This is a genomic window from Lysobacterales bacterium, from assembly GCA_014946745.1.
Lineage (GTDB): Bacteria > Pseudomonadota > Gammaproteobacteria > Xanthomonadales > Xanthomonadaceae > Aquimonas.
Window position 1 is genome coordinate 526,383 of the sequence record JADCRD010000003.1, and the last position, 24,789, is coordinate 551,171.

Sequence of the window (24,789 nt, forward strand, 5' to 3'; positions counted from 1 at the left end):
CGATCTGCTTTACACGCGAGCGCAGGATTTCTTCGATCGCCAACGCACGCGGCCCGCACAAAGGCGGGCCGCGTAGCGTTCAGGCATCGACCGCGGCGACTACAGCAGCGGCACCAGCAGCAAGGCGACGATGTTGATGATCTTGATCAGCGGGTTGATGGCCGGGCCGGCGGTGTCCTTGTAGGGGTCACCCACGGTGTCGCCGGTCACCGCGGCCTTGTGGGCCTCGCTGCCCTTGCCGCCGTGGTGGCCTTCCTCGATGTACTTCTTGGCGTTGTCCCAGGCGCCGCCGCCGGTGCACATCGAGATCGCCACGAACAGGCCGGTGACGATGGTGCCCATCAGCAGGCCGCCGAGCGCAGCGGGGCCCAGCAGCAGGCCGACCAGCACGGGGATGATCAGCGGCAACAGCGAGGGCAGGATCATTTCCTTGATCGCCGCCCGGGTCAGCAGGTCGACCGCCTTGTCGTACTCCGGCTTGCCGGTGCCTTCCATGATGCCCTTGATGTCGCGGAACTGGCGGCGCACTTCCTCCACCACCGCACCGGCCGCGCGGCCCACCGCCTGCATGGCGTAGGCGCCGAACAGGAAGGGGATCATGCCGCCGATCAAGAGCCCGATCAGCACGTCGGGACGATCAATCGAGAAGTCGACGGCGTCGACCCCGAACTTCTCGTCGAGCTTGTGCGCGTAGTCGGCGAACAGCACCAGCGCGGCCAGACCCGCCGAGCCGATCGCATAGCCCTTGGTCACCGCCTTGGTGGTATTGCCCACCGCATCCAGCGCGTCGGTGGTCTTGCGGATTTCGGGGCCCAGCTCGCTCATCTCGGCGATGCCGCCGGCGTTGTCGGTGATCGGGCCGTAGGCGTCGAGGGCGACGATCACGCCGGCCATCGACAGCATCGAAGTCGCGGCCACCGCAATGCCGAACAGGCCGGCCAACTCGTAGCAGGCGTAGATCGCGGCGGCCACTGCCAGCACCGGGGCGGCGGTGGACTTCATCGACACCGCAAGCCCGGCGATGACATTGGTGCCGTGGCCGGTTTCAGACGCCTTGGCCACCTGCCGCACCGGGCCGTATTCGGTGGCGGTGTAGTACTCGGTGATCACCACCATCGCGGCGGTGAGCACCAGGCCGATCAGGGCGCAGGCGAACACTTCCGTGGCATTGGTCTTGATCATGTCCTGGGTGACGAACCAGAAGGCGATTGCCGCCAGCACGCCGGCCACGATCAGGCCCTTGTACAGCGCCTTCATGATCTTGCCGTCGCTGCCGACCTTGACGAAGAAGGTGCCGATGATCGAGGCCACAATCGACACCGCGCCGATCACCAGCGGGTACATCACGCCGCCGAAGCCGTAGGTGGCGAAGCTGATGCCGGCGATCAGCATGGCGGCGATGATGGTCACCGCATAGGTTTCGAACAGGTCGGCCGCCATGCCGGCGCAGTCGCCGACGTTGTCGCCGACGTTGTCGGCGATCACCGCCGGGTTGCGCGGGTCGTCCTCGGGAATGCCGGCCTCGACCTTGCCGACCAGATCGGCGCCGACGTCGGCACCCTTGGTGAAGATGCCGCCGCCCAAGCGCGCGAAGATCGAGATCAGCGAGCTGCCGAAGGCCAGTCCAATCATCGGCTGCAGGGCCGCCTTGATCGCGGCCTCGTCATCGACCACGCCGCCGACGAACCAGAAGTAGCCGGCCACGCCGAGCAGACCCAAGCCCACCACCAGCATTCCGGTGATTGCGCCGCCGCGGAAGCTCACCGCCAGCGCCGCATTCAAGCCCACCGTAGCGGCCTGGGTGGTGCGCACGTTGGCGCGCACCGAGACGAACATGCCGATGAAGCCGGCCAGGCCGGACAGCACCGCGCCGATCGCGAAACCAATCGCCGTGGGCCAGCCCAGGCCGGGCAGGAAGCCGATGATCAGCAGCAGGATCACGCCGACCACGGCGATGCTGGTGTATTGCCGGCGCAGGTAGGCGCTCGCACCTTCCTGGATCGCCGCCGCGATCTTCTGCATCCGCTCGTTGCCGGTGGGCTGCGCCAGGATCCAGCGCGTCGAGAACACGCCGTAGAGGATGGCGAGCGCCGCGCAGGCGAGCGCCAGAGTCAAACCGTGCTGCTGAAGCATTCAGAACCCTCCCATTGCCATTCGTATGGACCCGTCGTGCGGGCCTTCGTGGACCGACGCGTCGCGAAGCGAGGAGGTGGATGGCACAGCGCTGCGGATGAAGCGCAGCCCATCCGATCAATCAGAGTTACGAGCCCCCCGGCCCAGGTAACGCCTGCCGCCCGATCATGCGGGCGGGTCGAGTGTAGCGGGAAAGCTTCGGGGCCGGGATTCGGGATTGTGGATTGGGGATTGGCTGTGAGGCGGCGCGTTCGCGCGGCATGCCGCGCGCGCCGCCGAACGCGCGAGCGCTGTGCGCGAGGGCCGGGCCGAAGGCAGGCGGCGCGCTTGCGCGGCATGACTCAGCCGCCGCGACGTCGGCCGCGGGCGGGCTTGGGTTTGTTCGCGGCGCGACGCACTTCCACGCGCACGTGGCCGGCGGGCTCCACCGGTGTGCGCTTGATCTCGAAGGCGGCCAGCGACTCGAACAGCTGGCCGAGTTTCTGATGTCCGTGGCTGCGCGGGTCGAACTCGGGCTGCAGGCGGCCGATCTGGTTGCCGACCTCGCCGAGCTGCGCCCAGCCGTCGTCTTCGGCGGCGGCATCCACCGCCGAGCCCAGCAGGGCGAGCAGGGCGGCATCGCCATCGGCGGGTGCGGTCGCGACGGTGGCCTTCGCCTCCTCGCCGCCGAGAAGATCGGTGTAGACGAAGCGGTCGCAGGCGGCCACGAAGGGCCGCGGAGTCTTGCGCTCGCCAATGCCGATCACGTTCAGCCCGCCCTCGCGCAGGCGCTGCGCCAGCCGGGTGAAATCGCTGTCGCTGCTGACGATCGCCGCGCCCTGAAGCTGTTGGCCGTGCAGCAGGTCCATGGCGTCGATGATCATCGCGCTGTCGGTGGCGTTCTTGCCGCTGGTGTAGCGGAACTGCTGGATCGGCTGGATGGAATGTTCCAGCAGGGTCTCTTTCCAGCGCCCCAGGTTGGGCGTGGTCCAGTCGCCGTAGGCGCGCTTGATCCCGGCCACGCCGTACTTGGCGACCTCGGCCAGCATGCCCGCCACCAGCGAAGCCTGGGCGTTGTCGGCATCGATCAGCACGGCGTAGCGGGGGGCGTCGGAGCGTGGGGTCATGGGGCACCGAGTCGTAGATGTGATGGCATAGGGTGCACCGCCTGCCGGCGCGATGCATGCTGAAAATTGCCACGCTCGCTGAAAGGCCAAGCACCTGAAGAACGATGGATCGACCCATGAGTGAACATTCTCTCCCCGCGTACTGGACCACGGTCGGATCGGATGTCGTCCGCGATGGCATGTTTGCCGAGCTGTGGCGCGAGGCGAATCCGGCTCCTGTGCTCGTCGCCGAGGCCTTCTGGTCCGACGCGAGCGCCGAGTTCACCGTTGAACTTTTCGAGGGTCCGCTGCCGATGTCGGCGGTCGAGCGGTTTCTGTCCGAGGCGCGCGCATCGCTTCCTCCGACGCAGTCTCCGCTGGAAAGCAATCGCGTTTCCGGATTTGGCAGGCCGCGTTGAGATGCGGGGCGGGGGTCAAGCTGCCGACGTCCGAGACCTACGCTGTGGTGGTGCGCCGGAGGTCCTATTCAACGCGTGCCTGCGATAGTCCGAACCGCTGCCCTCTCGGCGCTTGCAGCGAGTTTCGCGCTTGCGACGTTGGGCGGCGCTTCGCTTGGCCCAACCTGCGTGCTACACCGCGATTACGAGCGAAGACATCGCGCGGCGGACGACACACGCGCCGGGCGCGTCCGACACCCCATAGGGTGGGTCTTGACCCACCGATGCGCGGCGAACAATCACAGCGCGTTCGGTGCGGTGCTCTGAGCGATTCAAAGGAAAATCCCGGTGCGCCTCGTGGATTGGCGACCGCGAACCGGGATTCGCAGCATCGCAACCGAGGCAAGCGTCGAGCGCCGGTGGGTCAAGACCCACCCTATGGGCTAGCCTTGGCGTGCCCTGCGGCGCGGCGGTGCACGACGCTCAGAGCTCGCTTCGCGCCACGCATCAGGTCATGCTTGAGGCGCCGACTTCGAGGGACCAGATACGGCTCAAGCGAGATGCGCGTCATGGCTCTGGCGACTTGAATCGGTGTTTTCCTTGGCCTCGCGGGAGCAACGCAATGAGATGGTCCCTGCTGATGACGCTTTCCCTTTCCACTCCGGCACTCGCGACAACGCCAACGCCGGCCGAGCTGACAGGTGTTTATCTGAAGCAGTCCACCGGCGCGATGTGGGATCCGGGGGTGCAACTCGTGCTTACCAGCAGCGGCCGAGGCACGCAGGTGATTCTGAGGTGTGGCAAAGGGGAGCTGTCAGGGCTTCCTCAAGTCCTGGCTGCAAGGGTGACGCGAGGAGAGGTCTCCTTCTCGCTGCCCGAGGGTGGAGACTCGCATTGTCCCGCAGGCGAATACAAAGGCCGCTTCCGCGTCGTCGATGGGGTTGCTACGTCGCTGACTCTCCGTCTGCCTTCGGACGAAACAGCGCTCGATCTGCAGCGCGAGTTTGGGTTCGCCCCCGCCGGCTCCTTTTACCCGTACGAGTAGAGGCTGGCTTTAGCCGACGACATGCCGGCCATGGGCACGCATGCCTGTGCAAGGATTTGCTAGCCCGCGCCCGAGCTCAACAAAGCCACCTGCAGGTGGCTTTGTGCGCGCATTTCATGGCGCTCCGGGCTATTTCTTCGGCAGGTAGAGGTCGGTAATCGTCCCCTCATACACCTCGGCCGCCATGCCCACCGATTCACTCAGGGTCGGATGCGGGTGGATGGTGAGGCCGATGTCGCTGGCTTCGGCGCCCATTTCGATGGCGAGGCCGACTTCGGCGATCAGGTCGCCGGCGTTGGGGCCGACGATGCCGGCGCCGATGACCTTGTGGGTGGCTTCGTCGAACAGCAGCTTGGTGAAGCCCTCGGTGCGGCCCTGGCCGATGGCGCGGCCTGAAGCGGCGTAGGGGAACTTGCCGACGCCGACCTTGATGCCCTTGGCCTTGGCTTCGGTCTCGCTGACGCCGACCCAGGCGATTTCCGGGTCGGTGTAGGCCACGCTCGGAATCACGCGGGCGACGAATTCGGTCTTGTGGCCGGCGGCGACTTCGGCCGCGACCTTGCCTTCGTGCGTGGCCTTGTGCGCCAGCATCGGCTGGCCGACCAGGTCACCGATGGCGAAGATATGCGGCACGTTGGTGCGCATCTGCCGGTCGACGGCGATGAAGCCGCGCTCGGACACCGCCACGCCAGCGGCGTCGGCATTGATCTTGCCGCCGTTGGGCGTACGGCCCACCGAGACCAGCACGCGGTCGAACAGACTCGCCTCGGGTGCTTTGTCGCCTTCGAAGCTGACCTTGAGGCCCTGCGCTTCGGCGACCACGGCGCTGACCTTGGTCTTCAGATGGATGCCCTTGAAGCGCTTGGCCAGGCGCTGCTGCAGCGGGCGCACGAGGTCCGGATCGGCACCCGGCATCAGCTGGTCGGCCAGTTCGACCACGGTGACTTCCGCGCCCAGCGCCGCATACACGCTGCCCATCTCAAGCCCGATGATGCCGCCGCCGATCACCAGCAGGGACTTCGGAATCTCCTTCAGCTCCAGCGCGTCGGTGGAGTCCATCACCCGCGGGTCGCCCCAGGGGATGCCCGGCAGCTTGACCGGCTGCGAGCCGGCGGCGATGACGGCGTGCTCGAAGCGCACGATCTTGGCGCCGTCTGAGGTCTGCACTTCGATCTCGTGCGGGCTGATGAAGCGGCCCGTGCCGGTGACGGTGCGCACCTTGCGCTGCTTGGCCATGCCGGCCAGGCCACCGTTCAGCTGCTTCACCACTTTCGACTTGTAGGCGCGCAGCTTGTCGAGGTCGATCGTCGGCGCGCCGAACGTCACGCCGAAATCTTCGCCATGCGCCGCTTCGTCAATCACGCGGGCGGCGTGCAGCAGGGCCTTGGACGGGATGCAGCCGACGTTCAAGCAGACGCCGCCGATCTCGGGATAGCGCTCGATCAGGATCACGTCGAGCCCCAGGTCAGCGCCGCGGAAGGCCGCGGTGTAGCCGCCGGGGCCCGAGCCCAGCACGGCGAGCTGGCAGGTGTAGTCGGCTTCGCGACCGCTGGCTTGCGCCGCCTGCGGTGCGGCTGCGGCAGGGCTTGAGGGTGCGGGCGAAGGCGCGGGTGCTGGCGTGGCCGCGGGCGCGGGCGTCGCAGCAGGGGCCGCCGCCGCGGGGGCCGCTTTCGCCGCGCCGGCTTCCTCGACGCGCAGCTTGGCGATCACGCTGCCCTCGCTGACCGCATCGCCGACCTTGACGCTGAGTGAGATCAGTACGCCGGCGTGCGAGCTCGGCACTTCCATCGTGGCCTTGTCGGATTCGAGCGTGACCAGGCCTTGATCCTTGGCGATGCTGTCGCCGGGTTTGGCCAGCAGTTCGATCACCGGCACGTCGCTGTGGCCGCCGATGTCGGGCACCTTGATCTCGATTTCCGTGCTCACGCTCGCTCCTGGAGTGCTGTTAAGCGCCCGATTGTAGCGGCAGCGCGCAACCCCGCCGCCAGCGTACGGGGTGGTCTGGCAATGGTCGGCCGACACCCTGCGCGCGGCCCGCATCCATGCCCTTCGGCGGTGTCGGCTGCAGGCGCGCAGCGTCTAGGCTGCCGCCTCCTCCACTGCCTGCATGGAGCGCCTCGATGCGCCGACTGCCCCTGCGCCTCAACGCCACGTTCGCCCTCTACTGCGCCGCGCTGATGCTGCCGCTCGCGATCAGCGCACAGCCGCTGGAACTCGAGAAGATCATGGACGACCCGGCCTGGATCGGGCCGTCGGTCGAGAATCCGCACTGGTCGCTGGACGGCCAGACCGCGCTGTTCCAGCTGAAGCGCGCCGACAGCCCGCTGCGCGATCTGCATCGCGTCGGCTTCGACGGTGCTGCGGCGACCCGGCTCGCGGACGCGGAGCTGGCCGGTGTGGATGCGCCGAACCCGGTGTTCGATGCGGCGGGTGAGCGCGCGCTGTTCCTGCGCGATGGCGACGTGTTCCTGCGCGAGCTCGGCAGCGGCGCCCTGCGCCAGCTGACCCGCAGCGAGGTGCCCGAAGCTACGCCGGCCTTCATGGCCGACGGCCGGGTGATGTACCGCGCGGGCGCCGACTGGATCGTGCACGACCTCGGCAGCGGCCTGGCCGGGCCGATCGCGGTGCTGAAGGCCGAGAAGGATCCGGCCGAGGCGCCGAAGGCCGACGACTTGCGCGACATGCAGCTGCGTCTGATCGCCACGTTGGCGCGCGAGAAGAGCTGGCGCGAGGCCCAGGCCGCGCGCGAGTCCGAGCTGCGCCGCGGGCTGTCCACGCGGATCGCGCCGCCGGTCTATCTGGGCGACACGGTGACGATCGCCGACAGCGCGCTCAGCCCGGACGGTCGCTGGATGCTGGTGGTCACCGAGCCCAAGGGCGGCGAGCCGGGCCGCATCGGCAAGATGCCGAAGTACGTCACCGAAACCGGCTACGAAGAAAGTGAGGACGTGCGCGTGCGCGTCGGTCGCAATCCGCCGGCGGGGCAGGCGCTGGTGCTGGTCGATCTGGCCGATGGCAAGCAGTACCCGCTGGATCTGAAGGCGCTGCCGGGCATCGACACCGATCCGCTGGCCGAGCTGCGCGCGGCCGCCGGCAAGGATGCGCTGAAGGGCTTGCGTCCGGTGCGCGTCAACGCCGTCGAGTTCAGCCGCGACGGCGCGCGTGCGGCGGTGATGCTGCGCTCGGTGGACAACAAGGATCGCTGGATTGCCGAGGTCGAACGCGAGGGCCGTTCGCTCGAAACCCGCCATCGCCTCACCGACCCGGGCTGGATCAACTGGAACTTCAACGAGTTCGGCTGGCTGCCCGACAACCGCACGCTCTGGTATCTGTCGGAAGAAGACGGCTACAGCCACTTCTACACGCGTCGCGGCGACGCGCGGCCGAAGCAGCACACGCGAGGTGCGTGGGAGTTCTCCGAGCCAGTCATCAGCCGCGATGGAGGCGAGGTCTATGCGCTGGCGAACCAGGAATGGCCGGGCAAGTACGAGGTCGTGCGCCTCGATCTCGGCAGCGACCGCATCGACACGCTCACCGCGCTCGGCGGCGTCAACGCGTTCGTGCTCGCGCCCGACGAGCAGCGTCTGCTGGTGCTGTATTCCGAGCCGCATCTGCCGCCCCAGCTCGGCGTGCTGCCGGCGAACGGCGGCGCCCTGCGCGCGCTGACCGACACCCGCAGCGAGGCCTACAAGGCGCAGACCTGGCTTGCGCCCGAGTTCGTGCAGGTGCCCAGCCGCCACGGCGCCGGCACGGTGTGGGGCAAGTACTACGGCCCGGCCCAGCTTGAGCCGGGCAAGCGCTACCCGATCGTGCTGTTCGTGCACGGTGCCGGCTATCTGCAGAACGTGCACCTGCGCTGGTCGCAGTACTTCCGTGAGCAGATGTTCCACCAGCTGCTGGTGGAGCACGGCTACATCGTGCTCGACCTCGACTTCCGCGCCTCCGCGGGCTACGGCCGCGACTGGCGCAACGCGATCTACCGGCAGATGGGCCACCCCGAGCTGGAGGACTACCTCGACGGCATCGAGTGGCTGGTCGAGAACCGCCAGGGCGACCGCGCCAACGTCGGCATCTACGGCGGCAGCTACGGCGGCTTCATGACCTTCATGGCGATGTTCCGCGAACCCGGGGTCTTCCATGCCGGTGCGGCGCTGCGGCCGGTCACCGACTGGGCGCAGTACAACCACCCCTACACCTCGAACATCCTCAACACCCCGGACATCGACCCTGAGGCCTACCGCAAGAGCTCGCCCATCGAGCTGGCCGAAGGCCTGCAGGGCCACCTGCTGATCGCCCACGGCATGATCGACGACAACGTGCTGTACCAGGATTCGGTGCGTCTGGCCCAGCGCCTGATCGAGCTGCGCAAGGACCACTGGGAGCTCGCCAGCTACCCGCTGGAGCGCCACGCCTACGTGCATCCCGAGGCCTGGTTCGACCAGTACCGGCGCATCTTCAAGCTGTTCGAGCGGGTGTTGAAGGATTAAGGCGCGTGCCCTCGCCCGGGCCCCGCAGACATCGAGCGGGGCCGGGCGGCGGCGCCTTCGCTTCCTTGGGGTCGGCCTGGCCTTGGTGGGTCAAGACCCACCCTATGACAGCGCATCGCGGGCTCTCCGAAACCGGCATCGCGCCGGGCCCGTGGGCGGGGCGTGGCCTTGGTGGGTCAAGACCCACCCAATGCGAGCGCATCGCGCGTGCTCCCGAAGCCGGCATCGCGCAGGGCCCACGGGGTGGGCGTGGTTTTGGTGGGTCAAGACCCACCCTATGGCAGCGCATCACGTGCTTCCTCCTTTGGGGCTCTCCCGAACGGATGTCGCGCGGCCCATAGGGTGGGTCTTGACCCACCAGGCCGAAGCCTCGGACGCCTCGCGATCCCATCGGGCGCCGACCGCGTCTTCGGCAGAGCGCCGCGCAGATCGGCCCATCGCAAACGAAAAGGCCGGCGGGTCGCCCCGCCGGCCTTTTGCTCATCGAGAACTCCGATCAAGCGTTACGGGCGCTGCATCCAGAAGTTGTAGCTGCCCGAACCGCTGTAGGAGTACACGCGCCAGCGGTAGTACCCGACGGTGCCGTTGAAGCTCACGTCTTCGCTTGCGGTCGAGCCGGTGCCTGAAGCGACATTGACCCAGCTGGAGCCGTTCCAGCGCTGCAGCGCGAGGTCGAAGTCAGCCCCGGCCGCCGGGCCGCGCAGCCAGCCGCGATGGGTGCCGCTCACCGCGCTGTAGTAGTACGTACCGCCCGGGATGAAGGCCTGTGCACCGGTGCCGGAAAGCGTGCCGCTGTAGGCCTCGCAGCTGGTGCAGGGCGCGGTCGGGCCGGTGCTCACGGTCACCGTGCGGCTGGTGGCGTTGGCCTGGTTCGCGCTGTCGCGCACTGTCAGGGTCACCGTGTAGGTGCCGCCGGCGGCGTAGGTGCGGCTGGTGGTCGAGCCGGTGCCGCTGGCGCCGTCGCCGAAGGCCCAGCTGTAGCTGCTGATGCCGTTGTCGTCGGTCGAGCCGGTGCCGTTGAACGAGCAGGTCAGGCCCGAGCAGCTGAAGGTGAAGCTGGCGGTCGGCGGGTTGTCGACCGGCGTCGTGCCGCCGCCGAAGATCGAATACAGCAGACGGTTCGGCGAGCCCGTGCCGGCGCTGGTCACCTTGTTCGGCGTGCTGTTGTTGATCAACGCGGTGGCCACCTGGGCCGGGGTGGCGGCGGGGTTGTTGGCGAGGAACAGCGCAGCGGCACCGGCCACATGCGGCGACGCCATCGAGGTGCCGCTGATGGTGTTGGTGGCGGTCGTGCTGGTGAACCACGGCGCGGTGATGTTCGAGCCCGGCGCGAAGATGTCGAGGCAGGTGCCGAAGTTCGAGAAGCTCGAACGCGCGTCGGTGTTGGTGGTCGAGCCGACGGTGATCGCCAGCGCCGCGCGCGCCGGCGAGAAGTTGCAGGCGTTCGAGTTGTCGTTGCCCGCGGCCACCACGACGGTGACGCCGGCGTTGTGCATGCGGGTCACGGCCTCATCGGTCGCCGTCGAGGCGCCGCCGCCCAGGCTCATGTTCGCCACGGCCGGCTTGATGTGGTTCGCGGCCACCCAGTCCATGCCGGCGATCACGCCGGAGTTGGTGCCCGAGCCGTTGCAGCCCAGCACGCGCACGGGGTGGACGATCGCGCCCTTGGCGATGCCGTGGGTGGTGCCGGCCACCGTGCCGGCGACGTGGGTGCCGTGGCCGTTGCAGTCGGTGGTGCCGCGGCCGTCATTGATCGCGGTGTAGCCGTTGCCCATGCGGCCGCTGAACTGCACGTGGGTGCCCAGCACGCCGGTGTCGACGATGTAGGTATGGACGTTGCTCGCCGTGGTCAGGTACTCGTAGCTGCTCGACAGCGGCAGGTTGCGCTGGTCGACGCGGTCGATTCCCCAGGTGGCGCCGGTCTGCACGGCAGTGGTGCTGACGTAGCCGTCCTGCTCGACGTAGGCGACGCGCGCGTCACCCAGCAGCTCGGCAATCTGCTTTGGGCTGGCGCGCACCACGAAACCCGGCAGCACATGCGAGTAGGCCATGCTGACCTGCAGGCCGAAGCGCGAGGCCATGTCGACGGCCATTGAGTTGACGTCCGGACCGCGCGTGGCGCTTTCGGCACCGAACCGGACCAGATCTTCTTTCAGTACGACGATGTACTGGCCATCGACCGGCTTGTCGACGCGACGCAGCTCGGAGGCGGCGGCAAGGCCGGGCAGCGCCATGGCCACGGCCACGGCGAAACAAAGCTTGTTCATCAGATGTGACTCCCCGTTGAGTTCAGCGGATTGGACCGGTGGGAGCGGATGCCCTCTGGTACCGGCGCGCGACGCGGGAGTGACGTGTCCATGTGATCTGGCGGCGGGCTCCCCCCGGAGCCCGTGCCGGGCGTCATGCCCCGCGATCGCGCAGCGGAACGTATGTCGAGGTGTCGTGATGTGTCAATCTGCAAACGCGCATTTGCAGGCTCGCAGCGCGATCAGGCTGCCAAAGCGTGATTGACATCGCGAACAGGCGCTCGGATGTGAAGAGCGACACGCTCTGACTGCGCGTCAGTCCGCAAGCGCCTCGGCCACCGCACGCCGCAGCGAGGGCACCACCTCCACATCGAACCAGGGGTTGCTCGCCACCCAAAGCTGGTTGCGAGGGCTCGGATGCGGCAAGGGAAAGAATGGCGGCCCGAACCGCGCATGCTCTCGCACGGTGTCGGTCAGCGTGCGCCCGCGCGCGGCGCCGAGAAATCCGAGCTGGGCGTAGTGACCGATCAGCAGGGTGAGGCGCACATGCGGCAGCAGCGGCAGCAGCTGCGGGTGCCAGGTCGGCGCGCACTCCGGCCGCGGCGGCAGATCGCCGGCGCTGCCCTTGCCCGGATAGCAGAAGCCCATCGGCACGATGGCGATGCGGCTGGCGTCGTAGAACTGCCCGCGCTCCAGCCCCAGCCAGTGGCGCAGGCGGATGCCGGAGGCATCGTTCCAGGGGATGCCGGACTCGTGGACTTTGGTGCCCGGTGCCTGCCCGACGATCAACAGCCGCGCGCTGGTCTGCGCACGCAGCACGGGCTTCGGGCCGAGCGGCAGGTGCGCCTCGCAGAGGCGGCAGTCGCGGATGCGCGTCAGCAGGGCATCGAGTTCGCTCATCCGTGTGCGCGGGCCTTCAGTCGAGGTCGGGCAGCAGTTTGCCCGGATTGAGCAGGCCCTTGGGATCGAAGGCGCGCTTGACCGCGGCCATCAGCTCCAGGGTGCGTGCATCGATGGCGGCGCGCATGAAGGGCCGCTTGGCCAGCCCGATGCCGTGCTCGCCCGACAGCGTGCCGTCGAGCGCGATCACCAGGCCGAACAGGCCTTCGAGGCAGGCCTCGGCGGCGGCATCGCGGCCGGGCTCGGCGGGGTCATACATCAGGTTGACGTGGATATTGCCGTTGCCGGCGTGGCCGAAGTTGACGATGCGGATGCCGTGCTGGTGCGACAGCCCGCGCACGCCCTCGATCAGCTCGGGCAGACGCGAGACCGGCACCACCACGTCCTCGTTGATCTTCTTTGGCGCCAGCGAGCGCAGCGCCGGCGACAGAGCCTTGCGGGCGGCCCACAGGGCTTCGCTGTCGGCGGCGTCGCGCGCGACCTGCAGATCGTTCAGGCCACGGCCTTCCGCGGCACGCGCCACGGCGGTCGCCGCGCGCTCAAGGCTGTCCGCATCGCCATCGACCTCGACCAGCAGCAGGGCCTCGCCGGGCGGCAGATCGAGGCCGCGCGCCCGCACCAGGGCCAGCGCCTCACCGTCCATGAACTCCAGCGCGCAGGGCGTCATCGGCTGGGCCATGATCCGCGCCACCGCTTCCGCCGCGGCGACGATGTCGGCGTAGATCAGGCGCAAGCCGCGACGCAGCGGCGGCAGCGGCGTGAGCTTCAGCGTGGCCTCGGTGATCAGCGCCAGCGTGCCTTCGGAGCCAATCAAGAGGCGCGTCAGATCGAAGCCGACCGCGCCCTTGCTGGTGGGCGCGCCGCAGCGGAAAGCGTGGCCGCTGCCATCGACCGCGCGCAGGGCCAGAACGTTGTCGCGACAGGCGCCGTACTTCACCGCGCGTGGGCCGCCGGCGTTGCAGGCGAGGTTGCCGCCGATCGTGGAATACGGCGCCGAGGTCGGGTCCGGCGGCCAGAAGAAGCCATGCGGCGCGAGCGCCGACTGCAGATCGCCGTTCAACACGCCCGGCTCGACCACGGCGTAGCGGTCGGCGGTGTTGATGTCGACGATGCGGCGCATGCGCTCGAAGCTTAGCGCCACGCCGCCGGCGATCGGCACGCTGGCACCCGTGGTGTTGGTGCCGCGGCCGCGCGCGGTGACGGGCAGATCGTGTTCGGCACAGACCGCGACGACGGCCGCCACCTGCTCCGCCGTCTCGGGCAGGGCCACCGCCAGCGGCAGGGCCTGGCGCTTGCTGTTGTCGACGCTGTAGGCGATGCGGTCGGCCGACGCCAGCAGCAGCGCGGCCGGCGGCAGCGCCGCGTGCAGGGCACGCAGGGCGGAGGGGCTCAGCGAGATGGGCCAGGGCGATGACATCCGCTGCAGTGTATCGGCAGGGCCGCGGGTGAACGAAGCGCGCGCCGGGCTGTCCACCGCGATCGCGTTAACCGTTACCCTTGCGACGCGGCCCAGCCCACGCCACCGCGCCCGCCCGCGCCCTGAGCGCCCCACACCACAGCGGACCCCATGCGCATCCTGGTCATCGAAGACAACACCGACATCGCCGCCAACCTCGGCGACTATCTGGAAGACCGCGGCCACATCGTCGACTTCGCCGCCGACGGCGTCACCGGCCTGCACCTGGCCGTGGTCAACGAGTTCGACGCCATCGTGCTCGATCTCAACCTGCCCGGCATGGATGGGCTTGAGGTCTGCCGCAAGCTGCGCCAGGACGCTCGCCGGCAGACGCCGGTGCTGATGCTTACCGCACGCGACGCGCTGGAGCAGAAGCTCGCCGGCTTCGATGTCGGCGCCGACGATTACCTGGTCAAACCCTTCGCCCTGCAGGAAGTCGAAGCCCGGCTCACCGTGCTGGCGCGCCGCGGCAAGGGCCAGCAGCCGCGCGTGCTGGAGGTGGCCGACCTGCGCTACAACCTGGACACGCTGGAGATCAGCCGCGCCGGCAAGTCGATCAACTTGAACCCGACCGCGCTGAAGATCCTGCAGTGCCTGATGGAAGCCAGCCCCTCGGTGGTGACGCGGCAGGAGCTGGAAACCCGCGTCTGGGGCGAGGAGCTGCCCGACAGCGACTCCCTGCGCGTCCACATCCACGGTCTGCGTGCGGCGCTGGACAAGCCCTTCGACAAGCCGCTGATCCACACCCGCCACGGAATCGGATATCGCCTTGCCGACACCGAAGCAGTTCAGACGCCGGCTTAGAAGCCGGATCATCATCTCCTTCCTGATTCTCGGCAGCGGGCTCACGGCCCTGTTCGCCGTGGCCACGATCGGCCTGCGCACGCGCCTTGAGAACCAGCTGGTCGATAACTGGCTGGCCCAGGAGGCGCAGAACTTCGTCGACTTCAAGCGCCTGAACCCGGCGCCGGATGCGCAGTTCCAGTTCTCGCGCCAGATCGAGCTGTTCGTGGTGCGCAGCAATCGCCAGGAGAGCGTGCCCTTCCGCTGGCGTGAACTGCCCGAGGGCGTGCACCAGGTGGTCGAGGCCGGACCCGAGGGCGAGCCCACCGAGTACAAGCTGGCGGTGCATCGAGCCTCCGATCTGGTTGGCTTCCTGCGCTACGACTACTCGAAGGAGGCCCTGGGCCAACGCCAGCTGATCACCGCCCTGATCGCCGCGGTGGCAATCTTTTCGGTGCTTGCTGGCTTGATCGGCTTGTGGTCCTCGCGCCGCGTGATGCAGCCGGTGGCCGAGCTGGCGCGCCGCGTCGAGGGCTACAGCAGCCGCAGCGCGCCCGAGAAGCTCGCGCCGCATTTCCCCGACGACGAGGTCGGCCAGCTGGCCAGCGCGCTCGACGACTATGCCGAACAGCTGACCGAGCGTGTGACCCGCGATCGTGAGTTCAACGCCGACGTCAGCCACGAGCTGCGCACGCCGCTGGCGGTGATCCGCGGCGCGGTCGAGCTGATCCAGTCGCAGCCCGATCTGAACGACAAGACCCGCCAGCGCCTGCAGCGCATCGAACGCGCCGTGCAGCAGTGCACGGACCTGATCACCGCGCTGCTGATGCTGTCGCGCGGTGAGCGCGGCAGCGGCGCCACCGACGTGCGCAAGCTGGCCGAGCAGCTTGCCGAAGCCAACCGCGTCAACATCGGATCGAAGCCCATCAAGGTCCTCGTCGAAGGCCAGCAGGGCGTGCTGGTCGATGCGCCCGAGGCCATCGTCGCGGTCGCGCTCGGCAACCTTATCGTCAACGCCTTCAAGTACACCAAAGAGGGCGAGATCCGCATCAGCGTGCTCGGCGACCGCGTCGAAGTGCGCGACAGCGGCCCCGGCATCCCGGAAGACGAAGCCGCCCGGCTGTTCGAGCGCGGCTACCGCGGCAGCAGCTCCGAGGGCAGCAAGGGCGGCGGCATTGGCCTCGCCATCGTGCGGCGTCTGTGCGAGCTCTACGACTGGAAGGTCAGCCTGGCGCCGCGTGCGGATCAGCAGGGAGCGCTGGCAACGCTGGAGTTCGCGGCGTTCATGCGCAAGGCGTAGGGCGGGCGGCTGGGAGCCTGTCGGACTTTGGATGGCCGGGCTAGCAGGCTGCTTTTCAACAGCCTGCTAGGTGCGCGGCGCGCCCGCGCGGAACCTCTGCACCTGGGGCGCTCTTCGATCAGACCTCAATCCCAGAACGGCAACACTCGCCACCCCCACGGTGCAGCACGTGCGGAACGGGGCGGATCCGCGCCGCCCCGCAGCGCGTAAGCGACAGCCAAAGGCAGACAGCGTGGGAGCGGTGGCGCCCTTGGCATGAGGCGCAGACTGCGGTGCCTGCAGCCGGGGGTTTCGCCTGCCGCGAGCCCGGCGGCTGTCAGATCTGACAGGTAGGCGCGACCCGTTCCGCAGCTCACCATTCGGCGGTCGGAAGCGCAGCACCTCTTCGGTGCGCCAGAGCTGGCGGGTGGCAAGGCTGAAGCCTTCAGCATTGCCGCGCGCCAGCGAGGGCGCGCACGCGGGTCAGCCACAGTGCGATGCGGGCGACTTCCGACCCTGTTGCGATCTGTCCAGTTGGCCGCGGTGCCAATCCGTGCCGGCGCCACCACCACGGACTGCCTGTGGCGGGGCGCGTCATGCGGAGGGTGTCGCGGGCCGATCTGCGACGGCACGCGACCCTCGACTATCGCTTCCCACACTGGAGAACCCGCATGAAACTGAAGCGAATCGTGTTCTGGGGCGCATGCGCCCTGTCCGTCGGCTTGGGCATGGGCGTTGCCATGGCGCAGTCGGTGCCCGACCTGCGCTGCCAGTACTGCCAGACCATCTTCATGCAGTGCCTTGCCGCCTGTGACGCGGAAGGTGGAGAGGGCGACTGCTATCGGCCGTGCATTGTTCAGCGCCGGCTCTGTCAGCAGACCTTCTGCAATTGAGTGTGACGCGGCGGGGTGCCTGCCCGGCCCCCGCCGCACCTGCAGACGCACACGCATCAGGGAGACCGCGCGTGTCCAAACGATGGGCCATGGGCGTTGGCGTCGCTGCCATCGTCGGCTGCTTTCTGCTGGGGCTTTGGCTGGGGCCGATCGCCGCGGGCTATCTGCGCGCGGATGCCCCGACCTCGGCCTATGTGCACTACGACAGTTCGCGCCTGAGAGAGCGCACGGGGCGCTCGGTCATCCTCTTCTCTACCGCCACCTGCGGCTACTGCGCACAGGCCCGTGCCTTGCTGGATGCGCGCGGCGTTGCCTATGCCGATCTGCGCATCGACGGCTCCGAGGAGGCGCGTCAAGAGTTCGAGGCTTTGTCCGCCGTGGGCGTGCCGGTGCTGTTGATCGGCCAGCGTCGGATCGAGGGCTTCCGCGAGCAGAGCATCGTCGATGCGCTCGTTGCGCTTGGCAGCGACGGCTGAGAGCGTGTGAGAGGCCATCCGCCTACGGCGGCTGCTGCTTCCTGACGCCCGTGCCTGCAGCCCGTTTCGCGGACTCCGCGGTTGTCGGGTTCAACAAACTCCTTTGCGTTCGCGTCGCGCGCTTTGCCACGAACGAGCGGAGACGCCCTCGCGACTGCGTCGGGATTGTTCACACGCTCCCAGCGCAAGGAGGCCCGGTGTCGTCCAGAACACCGACCGCGGCCGACCGCCGGGGTCGCGGCAGCTGCGCTTGCGGTGGGGCGGCGCTTTGCCAGGAGGCGCGGCGACCGAAGCGTCCAGAAGCGGGCAGGGCACGGCTTCGGGCCCTGTTCGGATTCGGACAGTTGTCCCTTGCAGGCTCAGCAAGTGATTGATCGAGCGACGAAAAGGCCCTTGGCACACTGCGTGCTAGCTCCCAGGGCATGGACATCCAGCGCATCGATCTCAAGCAGAAAGCCCGCCGTCGCCGCATCGCCTATGCGGTCGGCGGCGTCCTTGCCCTAGCCGCATTGGTGGGCTTCGTCAGCCGGCTGGATCCAGCCGCCCCCAGCGTGGCTGAGGCCAGCCTGTGGATCGACACGGTCAAGCAGGGCGACATGCTGCGCGAGGTGCGCGGCCCCGGCGTGCTGGTGCCGCGCGAGATCCGCTGGATCGCCGCCGAAAGCAATGCGCGGGTCGAGCGCATCGTGGTGCGCCCGGGTGCGCAGGTCGAGGCGGATACGGTGATTCTGGAGCTGTCCAATCCCGAGGTGATCGATCAGCAGCTGTCGGCGGAATCCGCGCTGACCGCGGCCGAGGCCGATTTCGTCGCGCGCCAGGTCGGCCTTGAAAGCCAGCTGCTGGATCAGCGCGCCGCACTCGCCGGCATCCGCGCCGACTACGAGGGCGCGCGGCTCACCGCCGAGGCCGAAACCGAGCTGGCGACGCGCGGCATCATCTCGCGCATCCAGGCCCGGCGCAGCGAGCTCGCCGCCGAGCAGCTGAAGCTGCGCACCGAGATCGAAGTCGAGCGCATCGCCAAGTTCGAGCAGACCATCCGCGCCCAGCTCGCCGCCGAGCGCGCGCGCATCGAGCAGCTGAAGAACGTCGCCGAGCTGCGCCGCCGCCAGGCCGAGGGCCTCAAGGTGCGCGCGGGCATCGCCGGCGTGCTGCAGCAGGTGCCGGTGCAGGAGGGCCAGCAGGTCATCGCCGGCACCAACCTCGCCCGCGTCGCCAAGCCCGGCGCATTGATGGCCGAGCTGCGCATCAGCGAAACCCAGGTCAAGGACATCGTCCACGGCCAGAGCGTTCGGGTGGACACGCGCAACGGCGTGGTCGCAGGCCAGGTGGTGCGCATCGACCCGGCCGTGCAGAACGGCACCGTGCTGGTCGAAGTCGACTTCACCGAGAAGCTTCCGGAAAGCGCACGCCCGGATTTGAGCGTCGACGGCACCATCGAGATCGAGCGTCTGATCAACGTATTGCATGTCGGCCGCCCTGCCTACGGCCAGCCCGAGAGCGAAGTGCGCCTGTTCCGCCTCGACGAGGACGGCCAGGCCCACCGCATCCCGGTGCGCCTGGGCCGCGCATCCGTCAACCAGATCGAAATCGCCCAGGGCCTGAACCCCGGCGACCGCATCGTTCTTTCGGACACCTCGCAGTGGGATGGGTATGAGCGTTTGCGGATCGATTGATCCGCGAACGCGGGGATTGGGGATTGGGGATGAGGGATTGGCCGACGGTTGAATCACTGCGCAAGGATCCGTGGCCCCGCTACGTAGCGCTGCGCCGCGGAACGCCGGGGACAGCCGGCCGCTCAATCCCCAATCCCTAATCCCCAATCCCGGCTTGAGCAGGGCCAGCCGGCCAAGCCACACCCCACAACACATCGACACACCAGAAACGGAAGCCAAGCAATGACCACCCAAACGGCCCTGCTCAAGCTCGAAGACATCGCCAAAGTCTTCTACACCGACGAAGTCGAGACCCACGCGCTGTCGGGCGTGCACTTCAACATCCAGCGCGGCGAGTACGTGTCGATCTCGGGGCCCTCGGGCTGCGGCAAGTCGACCCTGCTGTCGATCCTCGGCCTGCTGGATACGCCGACCTCGGGCGTGTACGACCTGAACGGCGTGCCGGTGCAGGACATCAGCGCGTCCGAGCGCGCGCGCATCCGCAACAAGGAGATCGGCTTCATCTTCCAGGCCTTCAACCTGATCGGTGATCTGTCGGTGTTCGAGAACGTCGAGCTGCCGCTCACCTACCGCGATGGCGTGTCGAAGGCCGAGCGCCGCGATCGCGTGCAGCACGCGCTCGAACGCGTCGGCATGGCGCATCGCCTGAAGCACTACCCGGCCCAGCTCTCCGGCGGTCAGCAGCAGCGCGTGGCGGTCGCGCGTGCGCTGGTCGGCCAGCCCTCGCTGCTGCTCGCCGACGAACCCACCGGCAACCTCGACAGCAAGAACGGCGAGGCGGTGATGGCCCTGCTGGATGAGCTGCACCAGTCCGGCTCAACCATCTGCATGGTCACCCACGACGCCCGCTACGCCGACTTCGCCCAGCGCAAGATCTGCATGTTCGACGGCCGTATCGTCGACGAGGACACCCTGCATCGCCTGCGCCGCGAGGAAGAAGCCCGTCTGGACGCGCAGATCGCCCGCGCCCGCGCCGGCCACGTCGCGGGGGTCTGAATGCGCTCTGTCCCATCCATCTTCTGCGAGCACGCGAGGCACACGCCATGACTGCGCTCACCGCTATCTGGGGCGAAGCGCTGCGCCTGCTGCGCGCGCGGCCGTTGGGCAACGCCGCGGTCGTGCTGGTGCTGGCCTTGGGTCTCGTTGCGGTCATGTGCGTCAGCGCGATCAGCGCGCTGGTGATGGATGCCGCACCCGACACGCTTCCCGGTGAGCGCCTGTTCGGCTTTGGCGTCGGCGGCAGCGCCGCGCAGGCGCGCAGCCTGCCCGGCAGCGAGGCGCTGGCGCTGCGGCGCGAGTTGCCGGGGCTTGAGCGCACGGTTCTGCTGCGCGCCGTCGAGTTCAACCTGGCCGCCGCCAGTGGCGATGCCTTGCGCAGCGAGCGCGTCAGCGGCGCGCTGCTGGATGGCGATCCCTTCGCCCTGCTGGGCTGGCCGATGGCGATGGGCCGCGGCTTCAGCGCCGAAGACTTCGCCGCCGATGCGCCGGCCGTGGTGGTAATCGGCGATGCGCTGTGGCGCTCGCGCTTCAATGCCGACCCCTCGGTCATCGGCCGCAGCCTGCGCATCGATGGTGCGCCTGCGGTGCTGGTCGGTGTGCTGCCGCCGCAGCGCGCCTATCCCTTCCAGCAGCAGATCTACCGGCCGGTGAATCTCGCTGCTTCGCCCAGCCTGCACAGCCGCTACTGGCAGACCCTCGTGCGCATCGATGAGCCCAGCGCGCTGCCGGCGACCCGCGCGGCGTTTGCGGCGGCGCAGGCCGAGCGCGAGCGCCTGGAGGGCGCCGCGGCCAAGCACGAAGCGCTGCACTTCGGTTCGCTTTGGGGCGCGGCCTCCGGCCCGCAGACCGAGCTGCTGGTGCTGGTGCTGGCGGCGGTGGTCGGTCTGGTCATGCTGATGGCGGCGACCAATGCCGGCGGCCTGCTGCTGGTGCAGTGGTTGGGCCGCGCGCGTGAGCTGGCGACGCGGCGGGCGCTGGGTGCCGGCGCGCTGCGCATCGGCGCGGGCCTGCTGCTGCAGGGGCTGCTCCTGGTCGGCTTGGCCTGGGTGCTGGCCCTGCTGTTGAGCGATCGGATTCTGGATGCGCTGTCGCGCTACTTCTGGAGCGTCGAGAGCGGCATGCCCCTGTATGTCGAACTGCAGCTGTCGGCCCAGGTGCTGGCGATCAGCGCCGCCGCTGCGCTGCTGGCGGTGTTGTTGTTGACCGTGCCGACCCTGATGCGTCTGCGTGGCGCCGGTGCCCTGGCCGAGCTGCGCAGCGGCACGCGTTCGACCAGCCGGATGCTGTCGCGCTTCAGCCGCGGCCTGTTCGCCCTGCAGGCCCTGCTGGCGGTGGTCACCGTGCTCGCCACCCTGCAAGCCGCGTTGGGCGCGCATGCCCAGCAGACGCGGTCGATCGGGCTCGACACCGGGGCGGTACTCGTAGCGCAGTTCAACGGCGCCGACCTCGATGCCCGCGCCGCTTTCAGCGAGCGCCTGCAGCAGCGGCTGCGCGCCGAGCCGGGCGTGAGCGCGGTGAGCGTGTCCAACCACATTCCGTTGGCGGTGGTGAGCCGGCCTGATCTCGAACTCGGCGAGCGCCGCGTCAATGTCGATCTGGCGCCGGTCGATGCCGGTTTTGCCGAGGTCTATGGCTTGCCCCTGCGCCGCGGGCGCTGGTTCAGCGAGGACGAGATCGCCCAGCAGCGCCGCGTGGCGGTGATCGATCCCGCGCTGGCCGCAGCCCTGTTCGAGGGCCGCGACGGCATCGGCGAGAGCTTCACCCGCGACGTGGGCGGCGAGAGCGTGCGCTACCAGGTGATCGGCCTCAGCGAAGAGCTGCGGCTGGCCGAGGCGGTCGGCGCGGATCGCCCCAGCGTGTTCCTGCCGATGCCGCCGCGCAGCGGGGCCGAACTCGCGCTGGCGCTGCGTCTTGAGGGCGATATCGAAGCCTTTGTGCCGCGACTGCAGGCGCTGGCTGCCGAGCTCGATCCGGACTTCGCGCTGGCCGAGATCGGCAGCTTCGCCGAGCGCCGCGCGCGCGCCAACGAATGGGCGCAGATGGTGCTCGGGATGTTCGCCCCGTTGGGCCTGCTCGCCCTGGTGCTGGCTACCACCGGCCTGTCGGCCCTGCTCGGCAGCCTGGTCAACGAGCGCATCCGCGAGATTGGCCTGCGCCGCGCGCTGGGTGCGTCCGGGCTCAGCCTTGGTCGTGGCCTGCTGGGCGGACTGGGCCTGTGGGGCGCCGTCGGCGCGCTGCTGGGCGTTGCCGCGGCGGTGGCCCTGGTCGATCCGCTCAGCCAGAGCCTGTACGGCGAGAGCCAGGTCGGCGCAGTGGCGATCGCCGCGACCCTGCTCAGCCTGCTGCTGGCGCTCGCCGTGGGCGTGGCCGGTCCGCTGGGGCGCGCGCTGCGAATCGATCCTCTGACCGCGCTGCGCAGCGACTGAAGCACAGCGCCACAAGATCCAAGTTCAAGGAGGCGACATGCAAGGACGCATTCATCCACAGAGCCCGGAGGCACAGCCATGACCCTGTTGAGCGAGATCCGTCAGAGTCTGCGCAGCCTGCTGCGCCAGCCCGGCTTTCTGTTCACCGCCGTACTCACGCTGGCGCTTGGCGTCGGCGCGGTCACTGCGGTGTCCAGCGTGGTCTACGGCGTGCTGCTCAAGCCCCTGCCGTACCCGCAGGCCGAGCGCATCGTCGAGGTGCTGCGCGTGCAGGAGAACTACGGCGGCCCGGTTTCGCGGCCGCTGTACTTCGACTGGCGCGAAGCCACGCGCGGCCAGTTCGAGGCGCTGGCCGCGACCAACGGCGGCATCGGCACCCTGCGCATCGGCGACGCCGCCGAGCGTCGTATCAGCTATCGAGTCAGCCCCGAATTCTGGACGGTGATGGGCCTGCCGCCGCTGCTCGGCCGCTGGTTCGGACAGGCTGAGGAGGACAGCGGCGAGAAGGTCGCCGTGCTCTCGCATGCGCTGTGGCAGCAGCGGTTCGGCGGCCGCAGCGAGGTGATCGGCGAGCGTATCGAACTGAACGGCGAAGCCTGGACGGTGATCGGCGTAGCCCCCGCGGCAATGCGTCTGCCCGAGGGCGCCGAGCTCTATCTGCCCACCCATCTGCCGCTGAGCGGCTCGGATCGGGGTACCAGCTATCTGCGCCTGATCGGCCGTGTTGCCGATGGCATCACCCAAACCCAGGTCGATGCGGCCATGTCGGCCTTGAATGCGCGCTTGGCCGAAACCCATCCCGACGATCACGCCAAGCTCGGCGCGCGCCTGAAGCCGCTGCGCGACAGCCTGGGCGCGCATCTGCAGGACGCGCTGTGGAGCCTGTTCGTGGCCTCGCTGCTGGTGCTGCTGATCGCCTGCGCCAACCTCGCCAATCTTCTGCTGGCCCGCGCCAGCCAGCGCCGCGCCGAGTACGCGGTGCGCGCCGCCCTGGGCGCCGCCCGCGGCCGCCTGCTGCGTGCGGCCCTGGTCGAAGCGCTGCTCATCGGCGTGCTCGGTGCCATCGGCGGTGCGCTGATCGCCGCCGCCGGCGTGCCCCTGCTGCTCGCCGGTGCACCGGATCTGCTGCCCGCGCAGGCCGAAGTCGCGCTGGATTGGCGCGTGCTGGCCGCCTGTCTCGCGCTCAGTCTCGGCACCCTGCTGCTGTTCGCCCTGCTGCCGGCGCGGCGCGCGGCCAACGTGCCGCCGGCCGGCAGCCTGGGTGAGGCCGGGCGCGGGCCGGCGGCGGGCCGTCACGGCGGTCGCGCGCGGCGCGCGCTGGTGGTGGCGGAAGTCGCACTCGCCCTGACCCTGCTGGCCGGCGCCGGCCTGATGATCGAGAGCCTGCGCCGCCTCGGCGAAGTCAACACCGGCGTGCGGACCGAGGGCGTGCTGACGGCCAGTGTCGTGCTCAACGTGCCGGCGGGCCCCGACGGCGAAGGCTGGGAGGACAGCTACCGTCGCCACACCCTGTCGATCGCGCCGAAGCTGGACGCGGTGCTCGCAGCGGTCGCGGCACTGCCCGGCGTCGAGGCCGTCGGCGTCAGCGACTCGTTGCCGCTTTCGGCGATGGACAACTACAGCTCCGGCGTGCGGGTGATTGGCAGCGAGCCGGTCGAAGGTCAGGAGCCCGGCGCCAACTGGCGCTTCGTCAATCCGGACTACTTCGCCGCGGTGGGCGTGCTGATCGAACAGGGCCGCGCTCTGCAGGACAGCGACGCACGCGCCGGCGAGCTGCCGCAGACCGTGCTGGTCAACGCCAGCTTCGCCCGCCGCTTCATGGGCGAGGGCGATCCGGTGGGTCGGCAGATCGAGTTCCTGGGCGGGCCGAAGACCGTGGTCGGCGTGGTCGCCGACGCCCGCCACTTCGGCGCCGACCGCGAGCCGACCCCGGAGGTCTACATGCACCACCACCAGGCGGTGCAGGAGCAGTTCTTCCTGGCGCTGCGCGTGCGCGGCGAGCCCATGGCCCTGGCCGAGCCGCTGCGCCGTGCGCTGCAGACACTCGACCCGGCGATGCCGGTGTCGTCGATCCGCCCCTTCGAGAGGCTGGCCGCGGAGTTGAACCAGCTGCGCCAGTTCCGTCTGCAGCTGATGGCGATCTTCAGCGCGGTGGCGCTCAGCCTGGCGGCGATCGGACTGTATGGCGTCATCAGCTACGGCGTGCAGCAGCGTCGGCAGGAGCTCGGCATCCGCATGTCGCTGGGTGCCGATGCCCGGCACCTGCTGGGCCTGCTGCTGCGGCAGGGGCTCGGCCTGCTGCTTGCCGGGCTCGCCCTGGGCGCGGTAGGCGCCGTGCTGCTGGGCCGCAGCCTCAGCACCCAGCTGTTCGGCGTCGGCAGCGTCGAGCCCGGCGTGCTGCTGACCGTGGCTGGCGTGCTCGGCGCGGTCGGCCTTGCGGCCTGTCTCATCCCCAGCCTGCGTGCGGTGCGCGCGGACCCCGTGCAAAGCCTGCGCGGCGCATGACCGCC

Annotated in this window: 17 protein-coding genes; 11 read left to right on the plus strand and 6 right to left on the minus strand. The window is 69.1% G+C overall.

Features of this window, described 5'->3' with window-relative positions; genetic code table 11:
- Positions 1-99 precede the first annotated feature (99 nt).
- Together H4O13_17965 and H4O13_17970 are read right to left on the minus strand one after the other, a co-directional pair.
- Positions 100-2,133 carry a sodium-translocating pyrophosphatase gene (locus H4O13_17965; GenBank protein ID MBE5317281.1) on the minus strand — a complete coding sequence of 678 codons (2,034 nt, stop codon included), beginning with the start codon at positions 2,131-2,133 and terminating at the stop codon, positions 100-102.
- A 341-nt stretch (positions 2,134-2,474) separates the two neighbouring features.
- Positions 2,475-3,239: an NYN domain-containing protein gene (locus tag H4O13_17970; protein ID MBE5317282.1), complete on the minus strand. Its 765-nt coding sequence runs from the start codon at positions 3,237-3,239 to the stop codon at positions 2,475-2,477.
- A gap of 116 nt (positions 3,240-3,355) precedes the next feature.
- On the opposite strand from H4O13_17970, the gene H4O13_17975 reads away from it, so the two are divergent.
- Positions 3,356-3,637: a hypothetical protein gene (locus H4O13_17975; protein ID MBE5317283.1), complete on the plus strand. Its 282-nt coding sequence runs from the start codon at positions 3,356-3,358 to the stop codon at positions 3,635-3,637.
- 601 nt (positions 3,638-4,238) lie between these two features.
- The gene (locus H4O13_17980; GenBank protein ID MBE5317284.1) at positions 4,239-4,661 is read left to right on the plus strand and encodes a hypothetical protein; all 423 of its coding nucleotides are present in this window, start codon (positions 4,239-4,241) and stop codon (positions 4,659-4,661) included.
- A gap of 129 nt (positions 4,662-4,790) precedes the next feature.
- On the opposite strand, the gene lpdA is transcribed toward H4O13_17980, so the two are convergent.
- The gene (gene lpdA, locus H4O13_17985; GenBank protein MBE5317285.1) at positions 4,791-6,701 is read right to left on the minus strand and encodes a dihydrolipoyl dehydrogenase; all 1,911 of its coding nucleotides are present in this window, start codon (positions 6,699-6,701) and stop codon (positions 4,791-4,793) included.
- 80 nt (positions 6,702-6,781) lie between these two features.
- Between lpdA and H4O13_17990 the strand changes: the two genes are divergently transcribed.
- On the plus strand, positions 6,782-9,148 hold the full coding sequence (locus H4O13_17990) for a prolyl oligopeptidase family serine peptidase (protein ID MBE5317286.1): 2,367 nt from the start codon (positions 6,782-6,784) through the stop codon (positions 9,146-9,148).
- Positions 9,149-9,651: 503 nt separating this feature from the next.
- Here H4O13_17990 and H4O13_17995 read toward each other — a convergent pair.
- From H4O13_17995 to H4O13_18005, 3 genes are all read right to left on the minus strand, one after another.
- Positions 9,652-11,415, minus strand: a complete 1,764-nt coding sequence (locus H4O13_17995) for a S8 family serine peptidase (GenBank protein MBE5317287.1) — start codon at positions 11,413-11,415, stop codon at positions 9,652-9,654.
- A gap of 294 nt (positions 11,416-11,709) precedes the next feature.
- Positions 11,710-12,294: a uracil-DNA glycosylase family protein gene (locus H4O13_18000; GenBank protein ID MBE5317288.1), complete on the minus strand. Its 585-nt coding sequence runs from the start codon at positions 12,292-12,294 to the stop codon at positions 11,710-11,712.
- A gap of 16 nt (positions 12,295-12,310) precedes the next feature.
- A complete protein-coding gene (locus H4O13_18005; GenBank protein MBE5317289.1) occupies positions 12,311-13,711 on the minus strand; it encodes an FAD-binding protein in 1,401 nt (466 codons plus the stop codon).
- Positions 13,712-13,861: 150 nt separating this feature from the next.
- On the opposite strand from H4O13_18005, the gene H4O13_18010 reads away from it, so the two are divergent.
- The 8 genes from H4O13_18010 (at position 13,862) to H4O13_18045 (ending at position 24,784) form a co-directional block, all read left to right on the plus strand.
- Positions 13,862-14,554: a response regulator transcription factor gene (locus tag H4O13_18010; protein ID MBE5317290.1), complete on the plus strand. Its 693-nt coding sequence runs from the start codon at positions 13,862-13,864 to the stop codon at positions 14,552-14,554.
- Positions 14,514-15,833: a HAMP domain-containing histidine kinase gene (locus H4O13_18015; GenBank protein ID MBE5317291.1), complete on the plus strand. Its 1,320-nt coding sequence runs from the start codon at positions 14,514-14,516 to the stop codon at positions 15,831-15,833. The genes H4O13_18010 and H4O13_18015 overlap by 41 nt, the downstream gene beginning before the upstream one ends.
- A 650-nt stretch (positions 15,834-16,483) precedes the next feature.
- Positions 16,484-16,705 carry a hypothetical protein gene (locus H4O13_18020; GenBank protein ID MBE5317292.1) on the plus strand — a complete coding sequence of 74 codons (222 nt, stop codon included), beginning with the start codon at positions 16,484-16,486 and terminating at the stop codon, positions 16,703-16,705.
- 71 nt (positions 16,706-16,776) lie between these two features.
- Positions 16,777-17,181, plus strand: coding sequence for a glutaredoxin family protein (locus tag H4O13_18025; GenBank protein MBE5317293.1), 405 nt, complete (start codon positions 16,777-16,779; stop codon positions 17,179-17,181).
- A 422-nt stretch (positions 17,182-17,603) separates the two neighbouring features.
- Positions 17,604-18,854: an HlyD family efflux transporter periplasmic adaptor subunit gene (locus H4O13_18030; GenBank protein ID MBE5317294.1), complete on the plus strand. Its 1,251-nt coding sequence runs from the start codon at positions 17,604-17,606 to the stop codon at positions 18,852-18,854.
- Positions 18,855-19,076: 222 nt separating this feature from the next.
- Complete coding sequence (locus tag H4O13_18035; GenBank protein MBE5317295.1) at positions 19,077-19,850, plus strand: ABC transporter ATP-binding protein; 774 nt, start codon at positions 19,077-19,079, stop codon at positions 19,848-19,850.
- A gap of 47 nt (positions 19,851-19,897) precedes the next feature.
- Complete coding sequence (locus H4O13_18040) at positions 19,898-22,279, plus strand: ABC transporter permease (protein ID MBE5317296.1); 2,382 nt, start codon at positions 19,898-19,900, stop codon at positions 22,277-22,279.
- A gap of 78 nt (positions 22,280-22,357) precedes the next feature.
- Positions 22,358-24,784, plus strand: coding sequence for an ABC transporter permease (locus tag H4O13_18045; GenBank protein MBE5317297.1), 2,427 nt, complete (start codon positions 22,358-22,360; stop codon positions 24,782-24,784).
- The last annotated feature ends 5 nt before the right edge of the window (positions 24,785-24,789 follow it).

What these genes read in the sequence shown, in the direction of transcription:
- H4O13_17965 (MBE5317281.1), bottom strand. Translation starts at nt 2,133, where the DNA reads ATGCTTCAGCAGCACGGTTTGACTCTGGCGCTCGCCTGCGCGGCGCTC.
- H4O13_17970 (MBE5317282.1), bottom strand. Translation starts at nt 3,239, where the DNA reads ATGACCCCACGCTCCGACGCCCCCCGCTACGCCGTGCTGATCGATGCC.
- H4O13_17975 (MBE5317283.1), top strand. Translation starts at nt 3,356, where the DNA reads ATGAGTGAACATTCTCTCCCCGCGTACTGGACCACGGTCGGATCGGAT.
- H4O13_17980 (MBE5317284.1), top strand. Translation starts at nt 4,239, where the DNA reads ATGAGATGGTCCCTGCTGATGACGCTTTCCCTTTCCACTCCGGCACTC.
- lpdA (MBE5317285.1), bottom strand. Translation starts at nt 6,701, where the DNA reads ATGCGGGCCGCGCGCAGGGTGTCGGCCGACCATTGCCAGACCACCCCG.
- H4O13_17990 (MBE5317286.1), top strand. Translation starts at nt 6,782, where the DNA reads ATGCGCCGACTGCCCCTGCGCCTCAACGCCACGTTCGCCCTCTACTGC.
- H4O13_17995 (MBE5317287.1), bottom strand. Translation starts at nt 11,415, where the DNA reads ATGAACAAGCTTTGTTTCGCCGTGGCCGTGGCCATGGCGCTGCCCGGC.
- H4O13_18000 (MBE5317288.1), bottom strand. Translation starts at nt 12,294, where the DNA reads ATGAGCGAACTCGATGCCCTGCTGACGCGCATCCGCGACTGCCGCCTC.
- H4O13_18005 (MBE5317289.1), bottom strand. Translation starts at nt 13,711, where the DNA reads ATGTCATCGCCCTGGCCCATCTCGCTGAGCCCCTCCGCCCTGCGTGCC.
- H4O13_18010 (MBE5317290.1), top strand. Translation starts at nt 13,862, where the DNA reads ATGCGCATCCTGGTCATCGAAGACAACACCGACATCGCCGCCAACCTC.
- H4O13_18020 (MBE5317292.1), top strand. Translation starts at nt 16,484, where the DNA reads ATGAAACTGAAGCGAATCGTGTTCTGGGGCGCATGCGCCCTGTCCGTC.
- H4O13_18030 (MBE5317294.1), top strand. Translation starts at nt 17,604, where the DNA reads ATGGACATCCAGCGCATCGATCTCAAGCAGAAAGCCCGCCGTCGCCGC.
- H4O13_18035 (MBE5317295.1), top strand. Translation starts at nt 19,077, where the DNA reads ATGACCACCCAAACGGCCCTGCTCAAGCTCGAAGACATCGCCAAAGTC.
- H4O13_18040 (MBE5317296.1), top strand. Translation starts at nt 19,898, where the DNA reads ATGACTGCGCTCACCGCTATCTGGGGCGAAGCGCTGCGCCTGCTGCGC.
- H4O13_18045 (MBE5317297.1), top strand. Translation starts at nt 22,358, where the DNA reads ATGACCCTGTTGAGCGAGATCCGTCAGAGTCTGCGCAGCCTGCTGCGC.